Here is a 25,301-nt window from a genome sequence, read left to right as displayed (position 1 = left end):
CGCCAGGGCGGTCGACGCCGATGTGGGGCGCTATTTCCCGCTTGATCGGTAATTACATTCAGAAACAAGCAGCCAATACTGGCGCGCTGACACGTCCTGTCAACTCATCCTGCGAGAAACGCGCCATGTTGAACCCTCCGTTTTCTTTTGGCATTGCGGCCAGGCTCTATGCCGCCGTGGCCGCGCTGCTGCTGGCGCTGGCTGGCGTGGCCACCTACAGCTATGTGCAGCTGAAGGCCATCTCGACGGCGACCAGCAACACCGGCAACATCCGCGTCCCCCAGCTGGAACGCATGGCCGCGCTCGAACTGCATGTGACCCGCACCTCGCTGCAGGTGCGCCATGCCATTCTGTCGCGCACGCCCGAGGAACTCGCGGCCACGCTGGCCGACATCGGCCACAAGCGCAAGGCCATCGACTCGCTGCTGGCCGAGTACGACAAGGCCATCACCACCACCCGCGGCCGGGAGCTGTTCGACAAACTGCCACGGGCCATGGAGAACTTCTGGACCGTCGGAGTGGTCAATCTCGATCTCATCCAGGCCGGCCAGAAAGCCGAAGCGTTTGCCTTTCTGGTGGACAAGACCATCCCGGCACGCAATGAGGTACTGACCAGCGCGGCTGCGATGGTGCGCTACCAGCAGGACACCCTGCACCAGGAACTGGAGGGCATCGAAGGACAGGCCGCCAGCACATTGGCGGTGCTGGTGGCTCTGGTGCTGGCGGCGATGGTGGGGCTGGCGCTCTTTGCCTGGCACATCACCTCGCTGCTGCGGCGACGTGTCGGCCAGGCACAGGCCGTGGCCATGCAGGTGCGCGACGGCGACCTCACGCAGCCGGTGCATGACACGTCCCGCGACGAGTTCTCCCCGCTGCTGGCCGCACTGCAGGAAATGCAGGCCAGTCTGTCCCGGGTGGTGGGCAAGGTGCGCACGGGGGCCGACGGTGTCGCCGTGGCCAGCCTGCAGATTTCATCGGGCAACCATGACCTGAGTCAGCGCACAGAGCAGCAGGCCAGCGCGCTGCAGCAGACCGCTGCGTCGATGGAACAACTGGGCAGCACGGTGCGGCAGAACGCCGACAACGCAGGACAGGCCAACCAGCTGGCACTGGATTCGTCGACCGTGGCGCAGGCAGGCGGCGCCGTGGTCGGTCAGGTGGTGGAAACGATGAAGGGCATCAACGACAGCAGCAGCCGCATCGCCGACATCATCGGCGTCATCGACGGCATCGCGTTCCAGACCAACATCCTGGCGCTGAACGCCGCCGTGGAGGCCGCGCGCGCCGGGGAGCAGGGCCGAGGCTTCGCCGTCGTGGCCGGCGAGGTGCGCAACCTTGCCCAACGCAGCGCCGAAGCCGCCCGCGAGATCAAGACGCTCATCAATGCCAGCGTCGAACAGGTCAAGCAAGGCAATGCCTTGGCCGACAAGGCCGGCACGACGATGCAGGAAGTGGTGGCCTCGATCCGCCGCGTGGCCGACATCGTCAGCGAGATCAGTCTGGCCAGCCGGGAACAAAGCACCGGTGTCGCCCAGGTGGGCCAGGCCGTCACCCAGATGGACCTGACGACCCAGAAAAACGCGACGCTGGTGGAGCAGTCGACCGCAGCGTCCGAGAGTCTGAAGCTGCAGGCACAGCAACTGGTGCAGGCGGTGGCGGTCTTCAAGCTGGCGCGTGGCGACACGCACACGGCGCGCGCGTAGGCAGCGCCGGATGGCAAAACGGGTCAGCTTCCGAAGAAGCTGACCCGTTGCGTTGTCTGGTGCGGCTGGCAGGATTCGAACCCACGACCCCTTGGTTCGTAGCCAAGTACTCTATCCAACTGAGCTACAGCCGCAATGGAGAAGGTCTTGCAACCTTGTCCGTCGGCGAAATCTGATTGTTGGTGCGGCTGGCAGGATTCGAACCCACGACCCCTTGGTTCGTAGCCAAGTACTCTATCCAACTGAGCTACAGCCGCTCAAATTTCGCTGAGAGATGGATTATGGCGTGAACGGAACCCGCTTGGCAAGAGAACTCAGGAATTTTTTGCTGCTTCGCGGTAGCAGCGGTGTGCGAGTTCTTCGTCTCCCTCGACTTCGGCGATCTCGGCCAGCGCGCGCCAGGCCCTCATGCGCAGCACACCATCGGCATGCGGCGACTGGGCGGCCGATTCGAGCAGGCGGTGGGCCCGGCCCCAGAGCTGACGCTCGGCCATCGCCTGCCCGACCACGAAGGCGAGCTGGGGATCCTGCGGCAGCGACTCCACGCTGGACTCCAGCAAAGGCAGCCAGTCGGCAGGCAATCCGGGCAGCACTTCGGAAAAAGCGTCCAGCACATCGGCCCGCTCGCGCTCACCCAGCTGCGCAAGGTTCTCCCAGTGGGGACGCAGCCAGCCGCGGGCATCGGACAGGGCCTCCAGCGCGCCAGCGCGCTTCGCGGCACGCGCAGTGACGTAGGGATCGCGGCGGTCGGCGCTCTCCAGTTGCAGCCAGGCGCGGCGGAGCTGGTCGGCGTCGCGTGCCGAGTCGAGTGCCTCGACCGCCAGCGAGCGCAGCAGTCCCTGCGCAGCGGCAGGCGTGAAACCCTGGTGCTTGGCCAGCAAACGGGCGGTCTTGAGCGCCTCCAGCGGTTGACGGGCCAGCCGTGAGGCCTGCAGCTTGAGCCGCAGCGCGTGCGTGCGCCGGGCCACACCGGCGGGCAGCAGCGCCAGCTGGTCCAGCGCGCGGTCAGCATCACGGTCGTCGACAGCCCATTCGGCCGCCAGCAGCCGTGCGCCCTCGCCCACGGCCGATCCACCCGGCAGATTCGCGATGAGCGCCTGCGCCTGGGAGAGCTGCTCGTTGCGGCGCGTCTGGTCCTGCAGGCGGTGCAGGCTGCTGGCCGCCACCAGATGCGCCAGCACGGCAAAGTCCGGCTCGATGCGCAGATCCGGCGACTGCGCCTGGATCTCCAGCGCCTGCTGCGCCGCCTTGTGTGCGCGGCCGTAGCGGCCGGCGAAGAGCAGCGAGAACGACTCGCGCAGCGCCTTCTGTGCGGCGTGTTCGCGCTGGCGGGTGCGCCAGGCCTTGGCCCGCTCGGGCAGCCCGACCAGACTCGACACCGCGCCGATCACCACATAGCCCGCGCCGCCGAGCACCAGCATCACCAGCACGAAGACGTTGATCGACACATCGACCCGCCACGGCGTCCAGTAGATGGACACGAGACCGTCGTTGGCCCCGAGCGTGCTCGCCGCCAGCACGGCGACGGCAAAGATCAGCAGCAACCAGACCACTTGACGCATGCCGGCCCCTTCAGCGTCCTGCCACAGCGGCAGCGGTCGCGGCGAGAGATTCGTCGGGCCGGGGAATGCCCACCAGGCGGCTCTGCGCCGTCACTGCGCGCAGCAGATCCATGGCGATCTGGGTCCGGCGCGCGGTCCCGTCGAAATAGGTCTGCAGCGAACGCTGAGCGCTCTGCAGATCGACCGTCGCGGATTCGGGCTGCCGCGACAGCAGCGACAAGCGCGCATTGAGCAGCCGCAGCTTGAGGTTCTCGCGCAGGAACACGCCCTGCTCGGGCGCCAGCAGCATGGCCTCGGGCCGGTCGATGCGGGTCACGCGCAGCAGGCTGCTGACCTCGTCCCAGACCAGCTGCACCGGCCGCTCCCAGTCCATGAGCCACTGCCGCCAGACGGGCAGCTCGGCCAGCGGCGGGGCGGACGCCGCGGCCTGCTGGGCCTGCGCACGCTGGGCGGACACCACCGCACGCGCCGTGGTCGCCGACTGCGACACCAGCGGCAGCTCGTCCGTCAGGCGGACGACCTCGTCGAGCTTGATCAGCAGCGAGCCGATGTCGGGCACCGCCACTGCGCGCACCCGGTCCAGGTCGCGGGCGATGGCCCGGCGCAGTGGCTCCAGCCGGGGCTGGCTGATGCGGGCCAGGCGCTCGTCGGCACTGCGCAGTGCAGCCATCAGCGGCTCGGCACTGCCGGTGATGGAGCTTTGCTGCACCGCGACGCGGATCGAGGCGTCGATGTCCGACACCGCGTTCTCGTCGCGTGAGCGGGACATGGACAGGATCAGGTCGTCGAGCTGGTCGCGCTGCAGGGACACCTCGGACACCCGCGCGTCCATCAGTGCCACCTTGGCGGCGGCATCGCGGGCAATTTCCTCGGCCTGCTTGGCCAGCACGCGCGCCTCGGAGGCCTGCTCGCTGCTGCCCTGCTGGCGCTTGACGAGTTCCATCTCCAGCGCATGCACGCGCTGCTGCGTTTCCCAGCCCATCCAGAGACTGCCGCCGGCCACGAGTGCCATCACCAGCCCGACAGGGATGACCCACGACGGCAGCACGGGCGCCGCTGGCGCTGCATGCACGATCATCGGCACGGCTGCGGCAGGCGGAGCCAACAGGGGGGGCGCAACGACCGGAACCTCCGGAGGCGGAGCAGAAGCGTCAGCGCTGGCGGGGGGGCCGGTGGGAGGGAGTGTTTGATCGTTCACAGGCGGTACGGGTCCGAAGTGTGCATCCCGCTGCTGCGATTGTATCGACGGGGCATGACGACCGTGCAAGGCATCACATCTGTGGACATATTCAGTCTCGGCAGGCCGCGGCCCGTGCCACGGCCACAGGCTCTGGCGCCACGGGCACCACACGGTGGAAGCCGCCGTGCCGCGCCGTGTCGGCGATGCGCGGATGCGTGGCCAGCACCGGCACCGCCAGCACGGCCGCCCGCAGCGCGGCATCGGCGGCAGCGGGCGCCTGCGGTGCCAGCAGGTGGGTGATGCACTGCGAGCTGCTGAAGAGCCAGACGTGCCGCGCCGGTTGCGCCGCCACCTGGTCCAGCGCGGCGGCCAGCACACCCGGCCACACCGGCGGCACGCGCCGGTAGGCCGCCAGGCAAGCGACCGATGCCCCGGCGCGGGCCAGCGTGTCGGCCAGCCAGTCCCGGCCATCCTCGCCCCGCACGACCAGCACCGACTGCCCGGCCCAGTCGCGTGAGGCCAGCGCATGGCGCCAGAGCGATTCGGCGTCGAAGGTCGCGGACTCCTTCGGTGGCGACACGATGCAGGCCGTGTCCACGCCCTGCGCCTGGAGCGAGGCCACAGTGCCCGGCCCGGTGGCGCCCGCCAGTGTCGCGGCCGGCCAGCGCAACCCGGCCGGCCGGCCGGCAAAGAAGGCCAGCACCGCATTCGGGCTGACGAACATCACCAGCCGGTGCCGCGCCAGTCCCGCCCAGGTGCGCGCCACGTCCGCATCGAAGGCAGCGGCCCGTTCGATGCGCATCAGCGGCAAGGCGCGGGCGGCCTGCCCCAGCGCTTGCAGGCGTGCGACCCAGTCGTCCGCCTGCGGCTGCGGCCGGGTCACGACCACCGTGACGGTCATCGGGTCAGGCCGCCGCCAGCGCGTCGGCTGCGGCCAGGTAGGCCATCCCGCCGCCATCGCGCAGCCGTTGCGCCACCGACAGGCCCAGCGCCTCGGCGCCGGTCACGTCGGTCACCGCGCCATCGACCTGCGCCATCAGCAGCGGCTGCGCGGCATCGGTCGGGTGGCCGAGGCGGGCTTCCAGCACCATCGTCGCGCCGCGCCAGGTCACGTGCGCCGCCAGCGGCATGCTGCAGCTGCCGCCGAGCGCACGCGACACGGCCCGCTCGGCATGCACCGCCAGCCAGGTCGGCGTGTCGATCAGCGTCGCCAATGCCTCGCGCAGCGCCACGTTGTCGGTGCGCACCTCGATGCCAAGCGCACCCTGCCCCGCCGCTGGCAGCATCACCTGCGGGTCGATCACCGCCCGGATGCGCGCCTCCAGCCCCAGCCGCTTCAGCCCCGCCGCCGCCAGCACGATGCCGTCGTACTGGCCCTCATCCAGCTTGCGCAGGCGCGTGTCGAGGTTGCCGCGCAGCGGCTGCACGTCCAGATCGGGCCGCACCGCCTTGAGCTGCACCACGCGGCGCAGGCTCGACGTGCCGACCTTCGCGCCCGGCGGCAGCGCCTGCACCGAGTCGAAATGGTTCGACACCCAGGCGTCGCGCGGGTCTTCGCGCTCCAGAACGGTGCACAGCGTGAAACCGGCGGGCAGCTCCATCGGCACATCCTTGAGCGAATGCACGGCCAGGTGCGCGCGGCCCTCTTCGAGCGCGACTTCGAGTTCCTTGACGAACAACCCCTTGCCGCCCACCTTGGACAGCGCGCGGTCGAGGATCTGGTCACCGCGGGTCGTCATGCCCAGCAGGTCGACCGTCCAGCCGAAGCGCGCGCGCAGCAGCGCCTGGACATGTTCGGCCTGCCACAAGGCCAGGCGGCTTTCGCGGGTAGCGATGGTGCACGGGGGCGACAGTGTGTTCATTCCCGCATTCTCCCGCATCACCATCCTGCATCACCCACGCGATGCCACAACACCCGCCGCCCCAGGGCCGTCGGCCTCGAAATTGCTTGTTGCGAGATGCGTTCAAAATACGCGATGCTAGAATTTGTCGCGTAACCAGATTACCAATCTTCCGATATCGAGGTTTCAATGCCCCGCGCCGCCCGCTCCCGCTCGTCCGGCCCCGTTGCCGCCCCAGACACCGTGGTCGAGACCGGTTCCCCGGCCGACGCGGCCGAGAAGAACCGCCCGCTCGTCGAGGACATCCGCCTGCTCGGACGCATCCTCGGCGACGTGATCCGCGAACAGGAAGGCAAGGCCGCCTACGAACTGGTCGAGAAGATCCGCCAGCTCTCCGTCGCCTACCGCCTCAAGCAGGACGCGACCGCCGGCAAGGCGCTCGACCGCCTGCTGAAGAACCTCTCGGTGGACCAGACCGTCAGCGTCATCCGCGCCTTCAGCTACTTCTCGCACCTGGCCAACATCGCCGAGGACCGCCACCATGTGCGCCGCCGCGACGTGCATGAGCGCCAGGGCCACCTGCAGGAAGGCTCGCTGGCGATGACCTTCGAGCGGCTGGCCGACGCCGACATCCGCGCCGACGACATCGCCCGCACGCTGGACCACGCACACATCTCGCCCGTGCTGACCGCGCACCCGACCGAGGTGCAGCGCAAGTCCATCCTCGACGCCGAGCGCGCCGTGGCCGAGCTGATCGGCGAGCGCGACGGCCTGCACACCGCCCGCGAGCGCGCCGACAACGAGACGATGCTGACCGCCCGCGTCACGCAGCTCTGGCAGACACGCATGCTGCGCTACACCAAGCTGACCGTCTCGGACGAGATCGAGAACGCGCTGTCCTACTACCGCAGCACCTTCCTGCGCCAGATCCCGAAGATGTACCGCGAGGTGGAAAACGCCCTGCCCGGTCGCCCGATCGCCAACTTCTTCCGCATGGGCAACTGGATCGGCGGCGACCGCGACGGCAACCCCTTCGTCACCGCCGAGACGCTCCAGCTCGCGCTGTCGCGCCAGAGCGAGACCGTGCTGCGCCACTACCTGACCGAGGTGCACGAACTGGGTGCGGAGCTGTCGATGTCGCTGCTGCTGGCGCCGATCACGCCCGAGATGGCCGCGCTGGCCGAGCGCTCACCCGACCAGAATGCCCACCGCGAGGACGAGCCGTATCGCCGTGCCCTGATCGGCGTGTACGCCCGGCTGGCCGCGACGCTGCACGCACTGACCGGCACCGAGGCGCTGCGCCACGCCGTCGCGCCGCAGAACCCGTATGCCTCGGCCGAGGAGTTCCTGGCCGACCTGAAGGTGATCGAAGCCTCGCTGAAGTTCCACCACGCCCAGGCCCTGATCGCGCCGCGCCTGACGCCGCTGATGCGCGCGGTCGAGGTGTTCGGCTTCCACCTGGCCACGGTCGACCTGCGCCAGAGTTCGGACAAGCATGAGGAGGTCGTCGCCGAGCTGCTGCGCACGGCGCGCATCGAGGCCGACTACAGCGCGCTGGACGAGACCAGCCGGCGCGAGCTGCTGATGCGCGTGCTGAACGACGCGCGTTCGCTGCGCGTGATCGGCGCCGACTACTCGGACCATGCCCGCAGCGAACTGGCGATCTTCGAGACGGCCCGCCTGATGCTCGCCCGCTACGGCCGCCACGCGCTGCGCCACTACATCATCAGCCACACGGAGGACGTGAGCGACCTGCTCGAAGTGCTGGTGCTGCAGAAGGAAGTCGGCCTGCTGCGCGGCACGCTGGACAGCGGCGCCGCGGTCAACGACCTGATCGTCGTGCCGCTGTTCGAGACCATCGGCGACCTGCGCAATGCCGCGCCGATCATGCAGCAGTTCTATGCGCTGCCCGGTGTCGCGGGGCTGGTGCAGCGCTCGGGTGCGGAGCAGGACATCATGCTCGGCTACTCCGACAGCAACAAGGACGGCGGCTTCTTCACCAGCAACTGGGAGCTGTACGCAGCCGAACTCGCGCTGGTCGAGCTGTTCGACGCGCTGGGCAGCAGCCACGGCATCACATTGCGCCTGTTCCACGGCCGTGGCGGCACGGTGGGACGTGGCGGCGGCCCGAGCTACCAGGCCATCCTCGCGCAGCCCCCAGGCACCGTGAACGGCCAGATCCGCCTGACCGAGCAGGGCGAGGTCATCGCCTCCAAGTACGCGCACCCGGAAATCGGCCTGCGCAACCTGGAGACGCTGGTCGCCGCCACGCTGGAGGCCACGCTGCTGCACCCGACGAAGAGCGCGCCGCGCAGCTTCCTCGATGCGGCGGCCGAGATCTCGTCGGCGAGCATGGCGGCGTACCGCAAGCTGGTCTACGAGACCCCGGGCTTCACCGACTATTTCTTCAGCGCCACGCCGATCCGCGAGATCGCCGAGCTGAACATCGGCTCGCGCCCCGCCTCACGCAAGGCGACGCGGGCCATCGAAGACCTGCGCGCGATTCCGTGGGGGTTCTCGTGGGGCCAGTGTCGGGTGGCGTTGCCGGGCTGGTGCGGCTTCGGCTCGGCGGTGGAGGCCTATCTGGCCAACGGCAAGACCGACAAGTTGCGCGCCGAGCGGCTGGCGCTGCTGCAGACGATGTGCCGGGAATGGCCGTTCTTCCGCACCCTGCTGTCGAACCTGGACATGGTGCTGGCCAAGACCGACCTGCGCATCGCGGCGCGCTACCTCGATCTGGTCGAGGACAAGAAGCTCGGCAAGAAGATCTTCGCCGCGATCGAGGCCGAGTGGCAGCGCACCCACGACGCGCTGAACCAGATCACCGGCGACACCCAGCGCCTGGCGAACAACCCGACGCTGGCGCGCTCGATCGAGCACCGCTTCCCCTACCTCGACCCGCTGAACCACCTGCAGGTCGAGCTGATGCGCCGCTACCGGCAGCGTCCGGCGGACGCCAAGACGGCGGGCGACGCGACGCTGGAGCGGCTGCAGCGCGGCATCCACATCTCGATCAACGGGGTGGCGGCGGGGTTGCGGAACACGGGTTGAGCCCGGGAGCCCCTCGGCTGGCGGAGTGCCCAAAAAACAGGCACTCCAACGCAAACCCTTTTCCGACAAGGACTTGCGACGCTTGACCACCCATTTTCCACAGGGTTATCCACAGGGATGGTGGACAAGGTAGCGTCCAAGCCCCGTTCGGTTCGGCTCAATCCACCAGCCGGAAGCTGTAGCTGTAACTGCGCAGCACACCGTTCACCCGGACATTGGCGACCGTCACGTCGTGCACCACGCCCGCTGTGATGCCCGCCGCCCGGAAGCGCAGGAGATTGGGCACGCCATAGCCGACATAGTCGGGCGACACCTCGGAGACGGACAGCGCCGTGCCTCCGCGGGGCACGACCGAGACCGTCGCCACACCGTAATCGACCTTGCTCAGGCCATTGGCAGTGCGGCTGGCCTTGTCGGCGATGGCCGTGAAGGACTGGATCGGGTTGCCCTGGAAATACGCCTTCTTGTAGTCACCGACCGGGTAGGCGACGTAGTCAGAGGTGACCGGGCCGACGCCATCGGTGCCGTAGATCACCTTGAGGACCGCGCCGGTGGTGCGCACCCCGCTGGCAGCCTGCACATCGACACGGCCGAAGGCGATCTGTTTCAGAAACGGGTCGAGCATCCAGCGGCGGTGCCCCAGTGTGGCCTCGCTGCCGACATCCGCCAGCCAGCTCGTCAGGATCGAGGCGGAAGGGGCGAGCGTCAGGAAGGCGCTGGGACCGCCGAGGTAGAGATTCCCGGTCTCGGCGCCTGTCCTGCCCGCAGCGCTGTAGCAGCCCCAGGTGGTCGGTGGCGTGTGGCTGAGCTGGCCATTGACGACCGACATCAGCGCCGCCTGCATCACCTCGTTCTCGCCGGCCGTGTCGAGACTGACGGCAGCCAGACCGTGCGCAGCGCGGATGGTGTTGACGGTCGCCAGGACACCGGATCGCTCCGCTGCGGTCAAGGTGCCGGCGCGGCAGATGCTGGTGTCGGGCAGTGCCGTGTAGAGCGTGCGCGCGGCGGTCGCGAAGTCGGAGCTACCGTCGATGGCCCCATCTCCCGATCCGGTGCCCGCTGCAGCGCCGCCGCCGCCGCAGCCTGCCAGCACCAGCCATAGGGGCAGCGACAAGGCCAGCGCCGCACGTGCGGCAGGAAACAAAGTGAACGGCATGGACATGGCGGACAACTCCCAGGTCAGGACAAAAAGGAATGCAAGGCTAGCGCGCCTGCGCAGGCTCGATGAAGCCTTGCAGCACGTTGACCACATGGAGACCCACATCGGCCACGGCGTAGCCACCCTCCATCGTGAACACCGTCGGCAGTCCCATGCGCGCCAGCCGCTCGCCGAGCCGCAGGTAATCGGCACTGCGCAGCTGAAACCCGGAGATCGGGTCGCCTTCGAAGGTGTCCACGCCCAGCGCCACCACCAGCGCGTCCGGCCGGAAGCGCCCGACTGCGCACGCAGCATGGTCGAGCGTGTCGAACCAGGTCTGTGCCGACGTGCCGCGGGGCAGCGGCAGGTTGAGGTTGCAGCCGTGCCCGGCTCCGTCGCCCTGCTCGTCGGCATGGCCGAGGAAGAAGGGGTACTCGGTCATCGGATCGCCGTGGAGCGACACGGTCAGCACATCGTCGCGGGCGTAGAAGATCGTCTGCGTGCCATTGCCATGGTGGTAGTCGACATCGAGCACTGCCACCCGCGCGGCGCCCCCGTCGCGCAGCGTCTGGGCTGCCAGCGCAGCGTTGTTGAGGAAGCAGTAGCCACCGAAGAAGTCCGGTCCGGCATGGTGGCCCGGGGGGCGGGTGAGCGCCAGCGCGCTGCCTTCGCCTGCCAGCACGGCCCGCGCCGCCGTCACCGCACAGGCCGCACCCGCCCGGGCCGCAGCCCAGGTGCCGGCCACCATCGGACTGCCGGCGTCGAACGAGTACAGCCCCAGCCGGGCGGCGAAGTTGCGCGGTTCCACGTCATGCCGGAACCCGCGCACCGGCCACACCGACGGCAGGATGTCGAGCGCAGCATTGGCCGGATCCAGCGCCACCCAGTCGTCCCAGGCGCGGGCCAGGAAATCGAGGTAACGCGGCGCATGGACCGACGCGAGCACGGCATCGGCCACCGCCTCCGGCCCGCTCAGCACCCCGACCGGCCGCTGCCGCAGCGCCTCCAGCACGAAGGCCAGCCGGTCGGGCGTCTCATGGCAGGGCACCAGCCGCCCGCGGTACATCTCGTGGCGGGCGTCGTGGCGGTGGTGCTCAGGGTTGTGGACGATGCGCATGGAATCTCCTGCGAAGGTCGGTGCCGCGCGGCACGGTTCATTCCGTCTCAGTACGGCTCGGACAGCGCGAAACGCGCCTTCCAGTTGTCCAGGTAGGCCTTCACCAGTGCCGCATCGTCGCGGATCAGCAGGCCATTTTCGGTGTTGCGCTTCTCGGCGGACTTGGTGAAGTTGTACGAGCCGGTGAAGACGGCGCGGCCGTCGAAGATCATCACCTTGTTGTGCGCGATGGCGGGCTTGGCGTCGATGAACACCGGCACGCCCGCATTCTTCAGGAAGGTCGCGCTGGTGTATTTGTCATTGACCTGGCTCTTGTCCAGGATGACCTGCACCTCCACGCCGCGGTCCTTGGCCTGCTTGACGGCCTGGGCGAGGGGGGCGCTGGTGAAGTAATACGCCTGCACATGCAGGGTGCGCCGCGTCGCGCGCAGGGTCTCGATGAGCAGCGCCTCGCAGGAGTCGCCGTCCGGGTTGAAACACAGGCGGTAGGAGGCACGCGGCGAGAACGCCTGGTAGCCGGCGGCGAGTGCCGCGGCAGGGGGCTTATCGGTGCGGGCCAGCGACGTGGCCGCGGACGCCGACAGCGCCAGGCCGATCAGGGCGGTCAGGAACAGACGGGGCGACGGGAAAGCGGAAACACGGACCATGGAGAGACAGATTGCATTTCGGGCGGGAGCTGGATCATCCCACGCCCGCACGCCTGCCCCTGTCTGCGATCGACTCACTCGCCCAGGTAGGCCGCCCGCACCTTCGGATCGGCCAGCAGATCCCGGCCCGGGCCGGTCATCGTGATGAGACCGGACTCCATCACATAGCCACGGTCGGCCACGGCCAGCGCGCGGCTGGCGTTCTGCTCGACCAGCAGCATGGTCACGCCCTGCTTGTGGATGTCGCTGACCACCTCGAAGATCTTGTCGACCATGATCGGCGACAGACCCATCGAGGGCTCGTCCAGCAGCAGCACCTTCGGGCGGGCCATCAGCGCGCGGCCCATCGCCAGCATCTGCTGCTCGCCGCCGGACATCGTGCCGGCGAGCTGGTCACGGCGCTCCTTCAGGCGCGGAAAGATGGTGAACACCTTGTCGATGTCCGCCGCGATCTCGGCATTGTCGTTGCGCGTGTAGGCGCCCATCTGCAGGTTTTCGGTGATGGTCATGCGGGTGAAGGTGCCCCGGCCTTCCGGGATCATCACCAGCCCCTGCTTGGCCAGATCCCAGGCGCCCTGCCCTTTCAGGCTCTTGCCGAGGTATTTCACGTCGCCGTCGGCGATCGGCTGGATGCCGGTGACCGCCTTCAGCGAGGTCGTCTTGCCGGCGCCGTTGGCGCCGATCAGGCTGACGAGTTCACCCTCGCGGACCTCGAAGGTCACGCCCTTGACGGCCTGGATGCCGCCGTAGGCGACCTTCAGGTTCTCGATGCTCAGCAGGACCTGGCCGCTGCCGCTGGTCTTGAGGTTCGTTGCGGTTGCCATGTGATCGGATGTCCTGCTGCGTTCAGTGGGCCTTGTGACCGCTGCCCAGGTAGGCCTCGATCACCTTCTCGTTCTTCTGCACCTCGGCCGGCGTGCCCTCGGCGATCTGCTTGCCGTAGTCGAGCACGGTCAGCCGGTCGCACAGTCCCATCACCAGCTTCACGTCGTGCTCGATGATGAGGATGGTGCGGCCGTCGCGGCGGATCTGGTCGATCAGCTCGCGCAGCACGACCTTCTCGGTGGCGTTCATGCCGGCGGCGGGCTCGTCCAGCGCGATCAGCTTGGGGTCGGTGGCCAGCGCACGGGCGATCTCCAGGCGGCGCTGGTCACCATAGGACAGCGTGCGCGCCTTGTACTCGGCGAACTTGCCGATGCCGACATAGTCCAGCAGCTCCTGCGCCCGCTCGGCGATGGCCCGTTCCTCGGCCTTGAAGCCAGGGGTGCGGAAGATGGCGCCGATCAGGCCGGAGTGCGTGCGCACGTGGCGGCCGACCATGACGTTCTCCAGCGCCGTCATCTCGGGGAAGAGCCGGATGTTCTGGAAGGTGCGGGCGATGCCGGCCGCGGCGACTTCGTGCACTGCGGTCGGCGTGTAGGGCGCACCACCAAGGTGGAAGGTGCCGCCGTCCGGGGTGTAGAGGCCGGTGATGACGTTGAAGAAGGTCGTCTTACCGGCGCCGTTCGGGCCGATCAGGCCGTAGACCTGGCCCTTGTGGATGGTGATGCCCACCTCCGACAGGGCTTGCAGGCCACCGAAGCGCTTGGAGACGCCCTTGACTTCCAGGACGATGTCCGAAGTGTTCTTGCTCATGGGAAGGATGCTCCTGTTCGCTTGCGCTTCACTTGGCGGCCGGAGCGGCCTTGCCGTGCTCCGGGGCGGGCCACAGGCCGCGCTGGCGCACCAGCATGATCGTGATCATCGCCAGCGCGATCAGCAGCTGGCGCAGGATGGAGGCGTCCAGCCGTCCGCCCGTCATCGCCTGGATGTCACCGGCGACATAGCGCAGCACCTCCGGCAGCGCCGACAGCAGCAGCGCGCCCAGGATGACACCGGGGATGTGCCCGATTCCGCCCAGCACCACCATCGCCACGATCATCACCGACTCGGCCAGCGTGAACGACTCGGGCGAGATGAAGCCCTGGAAGGCCGCGAACATGGCGCCTGAGACACCGCCGAAGGTGGCGCCCATGCCGAAGGCCAGCAGCTTGAGGTTGCGGGTGTTCAGGCCCATCGCCTTGGCGGCGATCTCGTCTTCGCGGATGGCCATCCAGGCGCGGCCGATGCGCGACACCTCCAGCCGGTGGCTGATGATGACGGTCAGGATCACCAGCGCGAGGAACAGGTAGTAGTACAGCGCCACCGGCGGAATCGAGTAGCCGAACAGGTCCAGCGGCTTGCCGAAGTCCACCCCGAAGACGTTCATCGGGTCGATCTGGCTGATGCCACGCGGGCCGTTGGTGATGTTGACCGGGTGTTCGAGGTTGTTCATGAACACGCGGATGATTTCACCGAAGCCCAGCGTCACGATGGCCAGGTAGTCACCGCGCAGCTTCAGCGTCGGCGCACCCAGCACCATGCCGCAGACAGCGGCCACCGCCGCCGCGATCGGCACGACCGCCCAGATCGGAAAGTGCATCCCGTTTGGATACGCCGCTTTCAGGGACTCGAAGTTGTCGGTGAGATGCGGCGAAGCGACCAGGGCATACAGATAGGCCCCGACCGCGTAGAACGCGACATAGCCGAGGTCGAGCAGGCCGGCGTAGCCCACCACGATGTTCAGCCCGAGCGCCAGCATCACGTACAGCAGGGCCAGCGCCATGATGCGCACCCAGCCGTGGCCGAACTGCGCCGCGAACAGCGGCAAAGCCAGCAGCGCGACGGCCGCCAGCGCGAACACCAGCAACTGCTTGGTCTTGTCCATGGATTGGAGGTTTTGCATGGGGTGTCTCCTCGGGCGTCAGGCGCGGTCTGCCACACGCTCGCCCAGCAGGCCGGACGGACGCACGGTGAGGACCAGGATGAGGACGAGGAAGGCGAAGATCTCGACATAGTGGCTGCCGAACAGCCCGCCGGTCAGGTCGCCCAGGTAGCCGGCACCGATCGCCTCGATCAGACCGAGCAGCACGCCGCCGACCATCGCCCCGGCGAGGTTGCCGATGCCGCCGAACACCGCGGCGGTGAACGCCTTCAGGCCCGGCATGAAGCCCATGGTGTGCTGCAGCGTGCCGTAGTTGGCCGCCCACATGATCCCGGCGATGGCCGCCAGGGCCGCGCCGATGACGAAGGTGGCGCTGATGATGTGGTCAGGGCGCACGCCCATCAGGCCGGCGACCCGCGGGTTCTCGGCGGTGGCACGCATGGCACGGCCGAGCTTGGTCTTGTTGACCAGCCACAGCAGCCCGCCCAGCGACAGCGCGGTGATGACCAGGATCAGGATCTGCGTGATGGTGATGACCGGACCGTCCTCCCACAGGAAGAATATCTCGACCGGCAGCAGTTGCGGATACGGCTTGGGGTTCGGTTTCCAGATGATCATCGCCAGCGTCTGCAGCAGCAGGCTCATGCCCATCGCGGTGATCAGCGGGGCCAGGCGCGGTGCGTTGCGCAGCGGGCGGTAGGCGATCTTCTCGATCGTGTAGTTGAGCAGGGAGCAGACGATGATCGCCGCCACCGCAGAGATCAGCATGATCAGCCAGCCCGGCATGGGCGAGGCCGTATCGAGCAGAAAGGTCGCCACGGTCCAGCTGACCATGGCGCCGACCATGAGCACCTCGCCGTGCGCGAAGTTGATCAGGCTGATGATGCCGTAGACCATCGTGTAGCCCAGCGCGACGAGGGCATACATGCTCCCGAGCACCAGTCCGTTGATGATCTGCTGTACAAAGATATCCATTCCAAGCTCTCCTGTGACCGCTGCCGGGCAATATCGCAAGGTGCGTGCCAGGGAAGTCCCCCCGCTGGCCGCTCGGTCAGGCGACAGGGCGTGACATCCTGCCGCGGCTTTCCGCACACGGATTCTAGGCGGGCACTGTGCAGCCAACGATGCGCGTTTGCGCTAGGCGAAGCGCAGAACATCCGCCAATCACCGGGCAAACGCCGGTTAATCAGCGCTTTTTTCTGGCTTCTTCGTCGAGTTGCCGCAGTTGGGCGAGCTTCTCGCCGATGCGGATCTCCAGCCCGCGGTCCACCGGCGCATAGAAGCGCGGTGCGGGGTCGTGGGCGTCCGGGAAATACTGCTCACCGGACGGATATCCGTCCGCCTCGTCGTGGGCATACCGATAATTCCGACCGTGGTCGAGATCCCGCATCAGCTTCGTCGGCGCATTGCGCAGGTGCAGCGGCACCGGCCGCGAGCCGTCCTGCTGCACGAAGGCCCGCGCCGCCTTCCACGCCGTGTAGACCGCGTTCGACTTGGGCGCTACGGCCAAGTAGACGACCGCCTGCGCCAGCGCCAGCTCCCCTTCCGGCGAACCAAGCCGCTCGTAGGTCTCGCTCGCATCCAGCGCCAGCCGCAGCGCGCGCGGATCGGCCAGCCCGATGTCCTCGGTGGCCATGCGGATCAGGCGCCGGGCGATGTAGCGCGGGTCGACCCCGCCGTCGACCATGCGCGCGAACCAGTACAGCGCCGCATCCGGGCTGCTGCCGCGCACGGACTTGTGCAGCGCCGAGACCGTGTCGTAGAACTGGTCACCACCCTTGTCGTAGCGGCGCAGCTGTGCACCCAGGCTGCGCTCCAGCGCGGCGTCGTCGAGAACGGCCTCGGTGCCGACCATGCGCACCACGTTCTCGTAGGTGTTGAGCAGGCGGCGCGCGTCGCCGTCCGCATAGGCGATCAGGCGCTGCGCGGCCTCGAGCGTCGGCTCGGCGGCCTGGAGCGCGGCGCGGGCGGTGGCCAGCAGCGTGTGCAAGTCGTCGTCGGACAGCGGTTGCAGCACATGCACCGTCGCCCGCGACAGCAGCGCCGAGTTGACCTCGAAGGACGGGTTTTCGGTCGTGGCGCCGATGAAGGTGAACAGGCCGGACTCGACGTGGGGCAGGAAGGCGTCCTGCTGCGCCTTGTTGAAGCGGTGCACCTCGTCCACGAAGACGATGCAGCGCTTGCCCCGCGACTGGGCCAGCTTCGCCTGCTCGACTGCGTCGCGGATGTCCTTGACGCCGCCAAGCACGGCCGAGATCTGCACAAAATGGCTGTCGAAGGCGTCGGCCATCAGCCGGGCGAGCGTCGTCTTGCCGACGCCGGGCGGCCCCCACAGGATCATCGAGTGCGGCCGCCCTGACTCGAACGCCACCCGCAGCGGCTTACCCGGGCCGAGTAGGCCTTGCTGGCCGATCACCTCGTCAAGGTGGCGCGGGCGCAGGCGCTCGGCCAGCGGGGCGTCGGCGGCCGAGGGTGTCGTGGGCGGAGGCGCGGGGGCCGGATCGGCGTCCGGCAGCGCGCCGAACAGATCCCCCGATGGTTGACCCCCGAGCGGAGCGCTCACTGCTGCAGCACGTCGGCGCCCGCCGGCGCAGTGAACTTGAAGCGCGTCGGCGCCAGCGTCACGTTCGGCTCGAAGCGGCTGAAGTCGAGCCGCGAGCGCTGACCGAGCGCATCGACCAGTTCGATCGCCGCCAGCTCCTTGCCGCGGAAGCCGACACGCAACTGGCGGATCTGCCCTTCCTTGACCTTGGGCTGGGCTTGGACCCACTGCAGGCCGCCGGCATCGGCGTCAGCCTGCAAGGTGAAATCCCGCTCCAGATTGCCGCCCGCCAGCAACGCCGCCGGCGTCGAGCCGAGCACCTGGTCAAATGCGCGCACGGTCACCTGGTTCAGGTCCACGTCGAACAGCCAGACCTTCTGGCCATCGGAGACGATCTGCTGCTCGTAGGGCTTGGTGTACTCGAAGCGGAAGCGGTTGGGCCGCTGGAACTCGAACTCGCCGCTGGTGGTCTTTTTCTTCACGCCGTCCGGCGCCGTGACGACCTGCGTGAACGGCGAGCGGCCGGACTGCACCGTCTGCACGAAGCCGCGCAGCGCTTCGACCGCATCGGCGCGGGCCAGCACCGGGCTCAGCAGCGCCAGCGCCAGGGCGCCCGTGCGCAACAGTGCGGTCGGGAACGAGAACTTCGGGAGGGTCTGCATCATTCGGTGGGTCGGGCCGGAACGAGGATGTCGCGGTTGCCGTTGGTGGACATGCTGGATACGAGTCCGGATTGCTCCATTTGTTCCAGCAGCCGGGCCGCGCGGTTGTAGCCGATGCGCAGGTGGCGCTGCACCAGCGAGATCGATGCCTTGCGGTTCTGCAGCACGACGGCCACGGCCTGGTCGTACATCGGATCGGCCTCGGCGTCGCCACCGCCGCCTTCGGCGTTGGTGTCGTTGCCGCCGTCGCCGTCTAGCACACCGCCTTCGAGGATGCCCTCAATGTAGTTCGGCTCGCCCTGCGACTTCAGGTATTCAACGACGCGGTGGACCTCGTCATCGCTGACGAAGGCGCCGTGGACCCGGATCGGCACGCCCGAGCCCGGCGAGAGGTAGAGCATGTCGCCCTGCCCCAGCAAGGCTTCCGCGCCCATCTGGTCGAGGATGGTGCGGCTGTCGATCTTGCTGGAGACCTGGAAGCTCAGCCGGGTGGGGATGTTGGCCTTGATGAGGCCGGTGATCACGTCGACCGAGGGCCGCTGCGTCGCCAGGATCAGGTGGATGCCGGCGGCGCGCGCCTTCTGCGCCAGCCGAGCGATGAGTTCCTCGATCTTCTTGCCGACGACCATCATCAGGTCGGCCAGCTCGTCGATGACCACGACGATGTGCGGCAAGCGGTCGAGCGGCTCGGGCTCCTCCGGCGTCAGGCTGAACGGGTTGGAGATCAGCTCCTCGCGCTCGGTCGCGTCGTCGATCTTCTTGTTGTAGCCGGCGAGGTTGCGCACGCCCATCTTGCTGAGCAGCTTGTAGCGCCGCTCCATCTCGGCCACGCACCAGTTGAGCGCGTTCGAGGCCTGCTTCATGTCGGTGACGACGGGGGCGAGCAGGTGCGGAATGCCCTCGTAGACGCTCATCTCCAGCATCTTCGGGTCGATCAGGATCAGGCGCACGTCGCGCGCGTCCGCCTTGTAGAGCAGCGACAGGATCATGCTGTTGATGCCCACCGACTTGCCGGAGCCGGTGGTACCGGCCACCAGGCAGTGCGGCATCTTGGCCAGATCGGCCACAAACGGCTTGCCGACGATGTCCTTGCCGAAGCCCAGCGTCAGCAGCGACGCGGCGTTGGTGTAGATCGGCGCGCCGAGCACTTCGGACAGCCGGATGATCTGGCGCTTGGCGTTGGGCAGCTCCAGTGCCATGCAGTTGCGGCCTGGGATCGTCTCGACCACGCGGATCGACACCAAGCTGAGCGAGCGCGCCAGATCCTTGGCGAGGTTGACGATCTGCGCGCCCTTGACGCCGGTGGCCGGCTCGATCTCGAAGCGCGTGATGACCGGGCCGGGCATCGCGGCGATGACCTTGACCTCGACACCGAAGTCCGCGAGCTTGCGCTCGATCTGGCGGCTGGTGGCCTCCAGCGCCTCGGGCGTGGCGGTTTCGGTGGCCAGTGTGGCCAGGTCCAGCAGGCCGACCTGGGGCAAGCGGGCCGGGCCGTCAGAGGTCGCCAAGGTCGGCACGGTCACTGGCGCAACGGCCGGAACCGGCAAGGGCACAGGCACCTGGACGGCTGCAGCCACCGGGCGAGCCGGTGCGGAGGGCACGGAAGGCGGTGCCACCACGGTCGCCAGGCGTGGGCTGGACTGCGGCATCGGCAGCGCGTCGTCCCAGGGCGGTGCCACCAGCGGCGGCAGGCTGTCCGGCACGGTGTCGACAAAATCGGGTTCGAAGCTCGCTGCGCGCCGGTCCGTGGGCGAGACCTGCAGCACCGCCGGCATGGTTTCCGCATCGAACACCGGCTCGACGACCGCTGGCGCAGGCGCGCGGTCCTTGTCCTTCTTCTTGCGCGAGGCGGTCGGCATCGCCGCTGGCGCCGACACTGCGGCGTCCAGTGGCACCGGCTCGGTCACCGAGCCGCGTTCACGGGCCATCTGCGCCTGCGCGCCGATGCGCTTGTCCTCGGCCTCCTTGCGGCTCGACTGGCGTCGCTCGCGCCAGCCATCGAACCAGCCGCCGATGCGCTCCGCCAGGCCGAGCCAGGAAAACTGGAAGGCCCACGCCAGTGCCAGCAGCAGCATGACGATCCACAGCACCCCACTGCCGACAAAGCCGAACAGGCGCATGCTGGACGGCCCGAGCACAGCCCCCAGCACACCGCCGGCATGGGCGCCCGCGACCAGTCCCTCGAACTGGTACAGCCGGGTCCACTCCAGGGCCGTGCTGGACAGCAGCAGCAGCAGCAGGCCGACCCAGGTCAGCCACTGCGGGCGCCAATGCACCGGGCCAGCCGGATCCACCGGCGCGAGATCCGCCCGGAGCAGCCGCGCCACCATCGACAGCCAGGCCCGCACGCCAAACAACAACCCCCACCAGGCGGACAGACCGAACAGCACGAAAGACAGGTCGGATGCCCAGGCGCCGATCACGCCGACATGGTTGCGCAGACGCTGGCCATCACCGGAGGTGGAAAACGCCGCATCGCCGGGATGGTGGCTGAGCATGGCGATGAGCCAGAGCAACAGCAAGGTGCCACCCAGCGTGATCCCCAGCTGCAGACGCCAGCGGGGAACAGAAGGGGAAGGGGAAGCCGAGGCCTGCTGGGCAGGCGTCTGGGCGGAGGCTGGACTGCGCAGCGAACCGAGCGGATAAGTCATCTCGGCATTGTCCGCCATCCGCACAAACGACAAAGCCGCCATGAAGCGGGGCGGCTTTGTGTTCACTGAGGCACCGGGCCGGTGCCTTGTCCGACTGGACGCAGAATTACTGGGTGGCCAGACGCTCGGTGAGCACGACCCAGCCGTTTTCCTGCGTCTCGATCAGGCCGCGCTCTTCCAGATCCTTCATCACGCGGCTGACCATCTCGCGGGACGCGCCCACGACCTTGGCCAGATCCTGACGCGAGACCTTGCTGCGGATGACGCGGCGACCTTCATCGTCCTCGGCCATGTCCAGCAGCGCACGGGCCACGCGGCCGTACACATCCAGCAGCGCCAGCGACTCGATCTGGCGGTCGGCATTGCGCAGACGCGCCACCAGACCGCGCAGGATCGCGTACGACAGGCTGGAATTGTCCGGCAGGCAGGTCGCGAACTCGTTGCGGCCGAGCACCAGCACATCGGTCTGCACTTCGGCGCGCACGGTGGCCGAATGCGGCTCGTTGTCGATCAGGCTCATCTCGCCGAGGTAGTCACCGGCTTCCAGCACCGCCAGGATGACCTCGCGGCCCCGGGTGTCCGAGGTGATGACGCGGGCGCGCCCGCTCAGCAGGATGAACAGGGCATCCGACTTGCGGCCTTGCTCGACGATGATCTCGCCGCGGCGGTAGCGGCGCTTGACCACGCCGTCCGCGATGGTCTGCGCCTGCTCCACGGTCAGCATCGAAAAAAGAGGAACCCGTCGAATCAGATCCAGGTTTGAGAGCATGGCCATGGGGCTACTCCTGCTTGTTGGTGTCTATCGTTGTCATTGAAAGCGGGACATGGCGCGGGGCAGACAAGAACCGCTAAGCTTCGCACTGCAACATTTCACGACACGTCCATTGCGTCGCGACTCTAACCGAAGCGTCACCCCGTTGAACAGCGCGGTGACCCGGAAATGAAACTGCGCGCAGCCACGCAAACCGACACCGCACTCCATGAGCAGCACCTCCACACACGCCCAAGTCCTCATCCTCGGATCCGGCCCTGCCGGCTACACGGCGGCCATCTATGCTGCCCGCGCCAACCTCAAGCCGATGCTGGTCACCGGCATGGCCCAGGGCGGTCAGCTCATGACCACCACCGAAGTGGACAACTGGCCCGCCGACGTGATGGGCGTACAGGGGCCAGAGCTGATGGCACGTTTCCAGCAGCACGCCGAGCGCTTCAACACCACCATGGTCTACGACCACATCCACACGGTGGACTTCGCGCAGCGGCCCTTCGTGCTCACCGGCGACTCGGGCACCTACACCTGCGACGCCCTCATCATCGCCACCGGCGCCAGCGCCAAGTACATCGGCTTGCCCTCCGAGGAAGCCTTCATGGGCCGCGGCGTCAGCGGCTGCGCCACCTGCGATGGCTTCTTCTACCGCGGCCAGGAGGTCTGTGTGGTCGGTGGCGGCAACACGGCGGTCGAAGAGGCGCTCTACCTGTCGAACATCGCCAGCAAGGTGCATCTGATCCACCGCCGCGACAAGTTCCGCGCCGAGGCCATCCTGATCGACAAGCTGCACGAGAAGGTCGCCGCCGGAAAAATGGAGTTACATCTGTTTCAAATTCTGGACGAAGTTCTGGGGGACCAGACTGGCGTGACGGGTGTTCGCCTCAAGAGCACGGCCGACGACAGCACCCGCGATCTGGACGTGAAAGGCTGCTTCATCGCCATCGGCCACCAGCCGAACACGGACATCTTCAAGGGCCAACTGGAGATGAAGGACGGCTACATCGTCACGCGCTCCGGGCTGAACGGTCTGGCCACGATGACCAGCGTGCCCGGCATCTTCGCCGCGGGCGACGTGCAGGACCACGTCTACCGCCAGGCCATCACCAGCGCCGGCACGGGCTGCATGGCCGCCCTCGACGCCCAGCGCTACCTGGAACAGAACCCGCAGTGAGCACCTGACCGGGCACGTTCGACGGGCCATTTGGCGGGGGCGTCGATTTCCGTTCTATAATCGACGCTTTGCCGCCAATAGACCCGACGGGCTTTGCAGCTTGTCGGAGGGGTGATCATCAGGCCGGGCACCACAAGTGCCGACAGTGTTCAGGCGGGCCTGCTCTGGTTGCTGTAACCATATTTCGGAGAAGCGTCATGGCACGCGTCTGTCAAGTCACGGGTAAGGGCCCGATGACCGGGAACAATGTTTCCCACGCAAACAACAAAACCAAGCGCCGCTGGCTGCCCAACCTGCAGTACCGCCGCTTCTGGGTCGAGAGCGAAAACCGCTGGATTCGCCTGCGCATCTCCAACGCTGCGCTGCGACTGATCGACAAGAAGGGCATCGACGTGGTCCTGGCCGACCTGCGTGCCCGCGGCGAACTGTAATCGGAGACTGACACCATGGCAGCCAAAGGCGGACGCGAAAAGATCAAGCTGGAATCCACTGCGGGTACCGGCCATTTCTACACCACGGACAAGAACAAGAAGACGACGCCCGGAAAGCTCGAATTCATGAAGTTCGATCCGAAGGCACGCAAGCACGTGCTGTACAAGGAAATCAAGCTGCGCTGATCAGCACACGCTGAACAGGACTTGCTCCAGAAAACCCGCCCGGGCTCGGCCCGCGGCGGGTTTTTTCATGCCTTTCCACAGCCATCCCCCCTCATCCCCCAAAAGGTGGCCCCCTCCGGCGTGATGGACTGCACACACCAACCCGACTAGATTGACGACCAGACCAGACAACGCCGGGGAGCAGCATGAAACAGCCGGGATGGCAACATGGCATCGCCGCCGCAGCGCTCCTCGCCTGGGCTGGCGATGCGAGCAGCCAGTCGGTCGACACCACGATGGCGCGGGCAGTGATCGATCAGCCGCTCGCGATGTCCGTCCAGGTGCGCGGCTTTGACTGGCCTGCGAGCCGCATGACCCCGGAATGCCTGCAAGTCGAGATCCAGCAGGGAGAATCCGGCGACACGATCACGCCCTTGCGCCTGCGGACTGTCCCGAGCGGTGACGACGGACGTGTCGTGGTACAGATCAGCAGCCCGCAGCGGGTCACCGACACGGTGCTGAGCGGCCGTCTGCGTCTGCTTTGCGGCGCCGACTACACCCGCGAATTCACGGTGCTGGCCGATCCACCCACGTCCAGCCCCCTGCCCGCCAGACCATCGATCCCGCCACCACCACCGGCACGGGTCACACCGCATGGAGCGGAGGCGCAACGGAATCCAGCACCCCCTCGGGCCACACCTGTGCAGGTAACCCGCAACATCACGCGGTCGGACGACATCGCCACGCCGGCCGCCGGGCCGCCCGACCGCCAGGCACTCGAAGACGCCGCCATGCAGCGCCTGGTCGCGGCCGTCTTGTCGGCACTGCCTCAGACACCCGTGACGGGCGATCCGCTCAGCCCGCCCCCGGCCGATCAGGCACCCGCCACCGACGCGACGATCGCCAGTCCGAACCGCGATCCCGCGTGGCACGCACTGCAAGAGGAGCAGAGACAGACCCGCGCCGCCATGGCAGCACTGCTTGCACGGATCGAGCGCAGCGAACACCACAGCAACCTCTGGCGCGACGCCTTGCTGATCGCGGGGGGCATCCTGGGACTCTGGACGGGCTTGCTGCTGCTGCGCCTGGTCCGGGAAGGCCTGATGCCCAGGATCAGCACACCCACGAATGCCACTGCGGCATCGGTCGCACACCGCCTGCGCCGCCAGCGCGCCCGGATGACAGCGGACGGTGACTTCCCGGAGCCGCGGGAGGAACGGAATGCACGGGACACACGGCTCACCCCGACCGCCCCGACACCCGACCCTGGAACGGTCCACTGGATGCCACCTGTCTGCGCAGACCAGCCGGCAGCAGACGCAGCGTCCTGCGCCACACGCTGGCCGGATGCGGACTTTGGCCACCCAAGTCTGGACACCACGGTCGCCAGCACCGACTTGCTGCGGGAGCTGGCACCGATCGTCTCCGAATCGCCTGTCGGGGTCGCACTGGTGCTGGAACAGCGTCTGCAGGAGTTGCCCGGCAAATGCCCCTGGATCCTGCTGCACCTGCTGGAGCTGTACCGCCAGATGGCCCAGCCCTGGAACCATGAACGGGTGGCCGCCCAGCTGGAAGCGCTCTACAACATCAGGATTGCATCCATGACGGCGGAAGACTCCCACGGTGAAGCCGTCCTGGAAGACTGCCCCGACGCCCTCGACAGCGTCCTGCAGGCATGGTCGCAGGAGGATCCAGCGCCTGCACTGGCCCGGCTGCTGCTGCGCACGACGGGCATCGAAGTCCTCGACCAGCCAGTGTTCGAGGATGTCCTGCTGCTCCACGGCATCGTGCAGCAGCGGCAGTCCGCCTGGCTTTCCGCAGTCGACTGCCGGGCGGACAATCCTGCCGCCTACGCCCAGCCCCTGTCGACACCGTCATCCTCAGGCAGCAGCCGACCAATGGAGCTGCTGGCAGCCTGAACCTGAAAC

Annotated in this window: 21 protein-coding genes and 2 tRNA genes; 6 read left to right on the top strand and 17 right to left on the bottom strand. The window is 67.8% G+C overall.

Annotated elements, in window-relative coordinates; all coding sequences use genetic code 11:
• Positions 1-125 precede the first annotated feature (125 nt).
• Positions 126-1,703 carry a methyl-accepting chemotaxis protein gene (locus tag U5O44_RS16625; protein ID WP_322589521.1) on the top strand — a complete coding sequence of 526 codons (1,578 nt, stop codon included), beginning with the start codon at positions 126-128 and terminating at the stop codon, positions 1,701-1,703.
• A 57-nt stretch (positions 1,704-1,760) separates the two neighbouring features.
• Here the strand turns inward: U5O44_RS16625 and U5O44_RS16620 are convergent.
• From U5O44_RS16620 to hemC, 6 genes are all read right to left on the bottom strand, one after another.
• Positions 1,761-1,837, bottom strand: a tRNA-Arg gene (locus tag U5O44_RS16620).
• Positions 1,838-1,883: 46 nt separating this feature from the next.
• Positions 1,884-1,960: transfer RNA gene (locus tag U5O44_RS16615), tRNA-Arg, on the bottom strand.
• A gap of 57 nt (positions 1,961-2,017) precedes the next feature.
• On the bottom strand, positions 2,018-3,265 hold the full coding sequence (locus U5O44_RS16610; RefSeq protein ID WP_322589520.1) for a heme biosynthesis HemY N-terminal domain-containing protein: 1,248 nt from the start codon (positions 3,263-3,265) through the stop codon (positions 2,018-2,020).
• A gap of 10 nt (positions 3,266-3,275) precedes the next feature.
• Entirely contained in the window at positions 3,276-4,370 is a 1,095-nt protein-coding gene (locus U5O44_RS16605; protein ID WP_322589519.1) for a uroporphyrinogen-III C-methyltransferase, read from the bottom strand.
• Between the two features lie 184 nt (positions 4,371-4,554).
• Entirely contained in the window at positions 4,555-5,346 is a 792-nt protein-coding gene (locus U5O44_RS16600; protein ID WP_322589518.1) for a uroporphyrinogen-III synthase, read from the bottom strand.
• Positions 5,347-5,350: 4 nt separating this feature from the next.
• Entirely contained in the window at positions 5,351-6,307 is a 957-nt protein-coding gene (gene hemC, locus U5O44_RS16595; RefSeq protein WP_322589517.1) for a hydroxymethylbilane synthase, read from the bottom strand.
• 168 nt (positions 6,308-6,475) lie between these two features.
• On the opposite strand from hemC, the gene ppc reads away from it, so the two are divergent.
• Positions 6,476-9,337 (top strand): phosphoenolpyruvate carboxylase, encoded by a 2,862-nt coding sequence (gene ppc, locus U5O44_RS16590; RefSeq protein ID WP_322589516.1) that lies wholly within the window; start codon positions 6,476-6,478, stop codon positions 9,335-9,337.
• A gap of 157 nt (positions 9,338-9,494) precedes the next feature.
• On the opposite strand, the gene U5O44_RS16585 is transcribed toward ppc, so the two are convergent.
• From U5O44_RS16585 to U5O44_RS16535, 11 genes are all read right to left on the bottom strand, one after another.
• Positions 9,495-10,499 carry a CAP domain-containing protein gene (locus U5O44_RS16585; RefSeq protein WP_322589515.1) on the bottom strand — a complete coding sequence of 335 codons (1,005 nt, stop codon included), beginning with the start codon at positions 10,497-10,499 and terminating at the stop codon, positions 9,495-9,497.
• 40 nt (positions 10,500-10,539) lie between these two features.
• Positions 10,540-11,592, bottom strand: coding sequence for a histone deacetylase family protein (locus U5O44_RS16580; protein WP_322589514.1), 1,053 nt, complete (start codon positions 11,590-11,592; stop codon positions 10,540-10,542).
• A gap of 47 nt (positions 11,593-11,639) precedes the next feature.
• Entirely contained in the window at positions 11,640-12,239 is a 600-nt protein-coding gene (locus tag U5O44_RS16575) for a phospholipase D family nuclease (protein ID WP_322589513.1), read from the bottom strand.
• Between the two features lie 74 nt (positions 12,240-12,313).
• Positions 12,314-13,063, bottom strand: a complete 750-nt coding sequence (locus U5O44_RS16570; protein WP_322589512.1) for an ABC transporter ATP-binding protein — start codon at positions 13,061-13,063, stop codon at positions 12,314-12,316.
• Between the two features lie 22 nt (positions 13,064-13,085).
• Complete coding sequence (locus tag U5O44_RS16565) at positions 13,086-13,874, bottom strand: ABC transporter ATP-binding protein (RefSeq protein ID WP_322589511.1); 789 nt, start codon at positions 13,872-13,874, stop codon at positions 13,086-13,088.
• Positions 13,875-13,902: 28 nt separating this feature from the next.
• Positions 13,903-15,003: an ABC transporter permease subunit gene (locus tag U5O44_RS16560; protein WP_416222194.1), complete on the bottom strand. Its 1,101-nt coding sequence runs from the start codon at positions 15,001-15,003 to the stop codon at positions 13,903-13,905.
• Positions 15,004-15,021: 18 nt separating this feature from the next.
• Entirely contained in the window at positions 15,022-15,957 is a 936-nt protein-coding gene (locus U5O44_RS16555; protein WP_322589510.1) for a branched-chain amino acid ABC transporter permease, read from the bottom strand.
• 211 nt (positions 15,958-16,168) lie between these two features.
• Complete coding sequence (locus tag U5O44_RS16550) at positions 16,169-17,497, bottom strand: replication-associated recombination protein A (RefSeq protein ID WP_322590520.1); 1,329 nt, start codon at positions 17,495-17,497, stop codon at positions 16,169-16,171.
• 44 nt (positions 17,498-17,541) lie between these two features.
• Positions 17,542-18,189, bottom strand: a complete 648-nt coding sequence (lolA, locus tag U5O44_RS16545; protein WP_322589509.1) for an outer membrane lipoprotein periplasmic chaperone LolA — start codon at positions 18,187-18,189, stop codon at positions 17,542-17,544.
• Positions 18,186-20,837 carry a DNA translocase FtsK gene (locus U5O44_RS16540; RefSeq protein ID WP_322589508.1) on the bottom strand — a complete coding sequence of 884 codons (2,652 nt, stop codon included), beginning with the start codon at positions 20,835-20,837 and terminating at the stop codon, positions 18,186-18,188. Before U5O44_RS16540 ends, lolA begins: the two co-directional genes overlap by 4 nt.
• Before the next feature lie 106 nt (positions 20,838-20,943).
• The gene (locus tag U5O44_RS16535; protein ID WP_310463474.1) at positions 20,944-21,612 is read right to left on the bottom strand and encodes a Crp/Fnr family transcriptional regulator; all 669 of its coding nucleotides are present in this window, start codon (positions 21,610-21,612) and stop codon (positions 20,944-20,946) included.
• 205 nt (positions 21,613-21,817) lie between these two features.
• Between U5O44_RS16535 and trxB the strand changes: the two genes are divergently transcribed.
• The 4 genes from trxB to U5O44_RS16515 all read left to right on the top strand — a co-directional run bounded on the left by trxB (position 21,818) and on the right by U5O44_RS16515 (position 25,292).
• Entirely contained in the window at positions 21,818-22,777 is a 960-nt protein-coding gene (gene trxB / locus U5O44_RS16530; RefSeq protein WP_322589507.1) for a thioredoxin-disulfide reductase, read from the top strand.
• 197 nt (positions 22,778-22,974) lie between these two features.
• Positions 22,975-23,208, top strand: a complete 234-nt coding sequence (gene rpmB / locus U5O44_RS16525) for a 50S ribosomal protein L28 (protein ID WP_179634305.1) — start codon at positions 22,975-22,977, stop codon at positions 23,206-23,208.
• A gap of 15 nt (positions 23,209-23,223) precedes the next feature.
• Positions 23,224-23,394: a 50S ribosomal protein L33 gene (rpmG, locus tag U5O44_RS16520; protein ID WP_179634304.1), complete on the top strand. Its 171-nt coding sequence runs from the start codon at positions 23,224-23,226 to the stop codon at positions 23,392-23,394.
• Positions 23,395-23,579: 185 nt separating this feature from the next.
• Positions 23,580-25,292, top strand: coding sequence for a hypothetical protein (locus U5O44_RS16515; RefSeq protein ID WP_322589506.1), 1,713 nt, complete (start codon positions 23,580-23,582; stop codon positions 25,290-25,292).
• Positions 25,293-25,301: the final 9 nt, after the last annotated feature.

Source organism: Sphaerotilus sp. (assembly GCF_034519685.1).
Lineage (GTDB): Bacteria > Pseudomonadota > Gammaproteobacteria > Burkholderiales > Burkholderiaceae_C > Sphaerotilus.
Note: the sequence above shows the minus strand (reverse complement) of the source record. Positions and strands in the feature narration are given on the sequence as shown.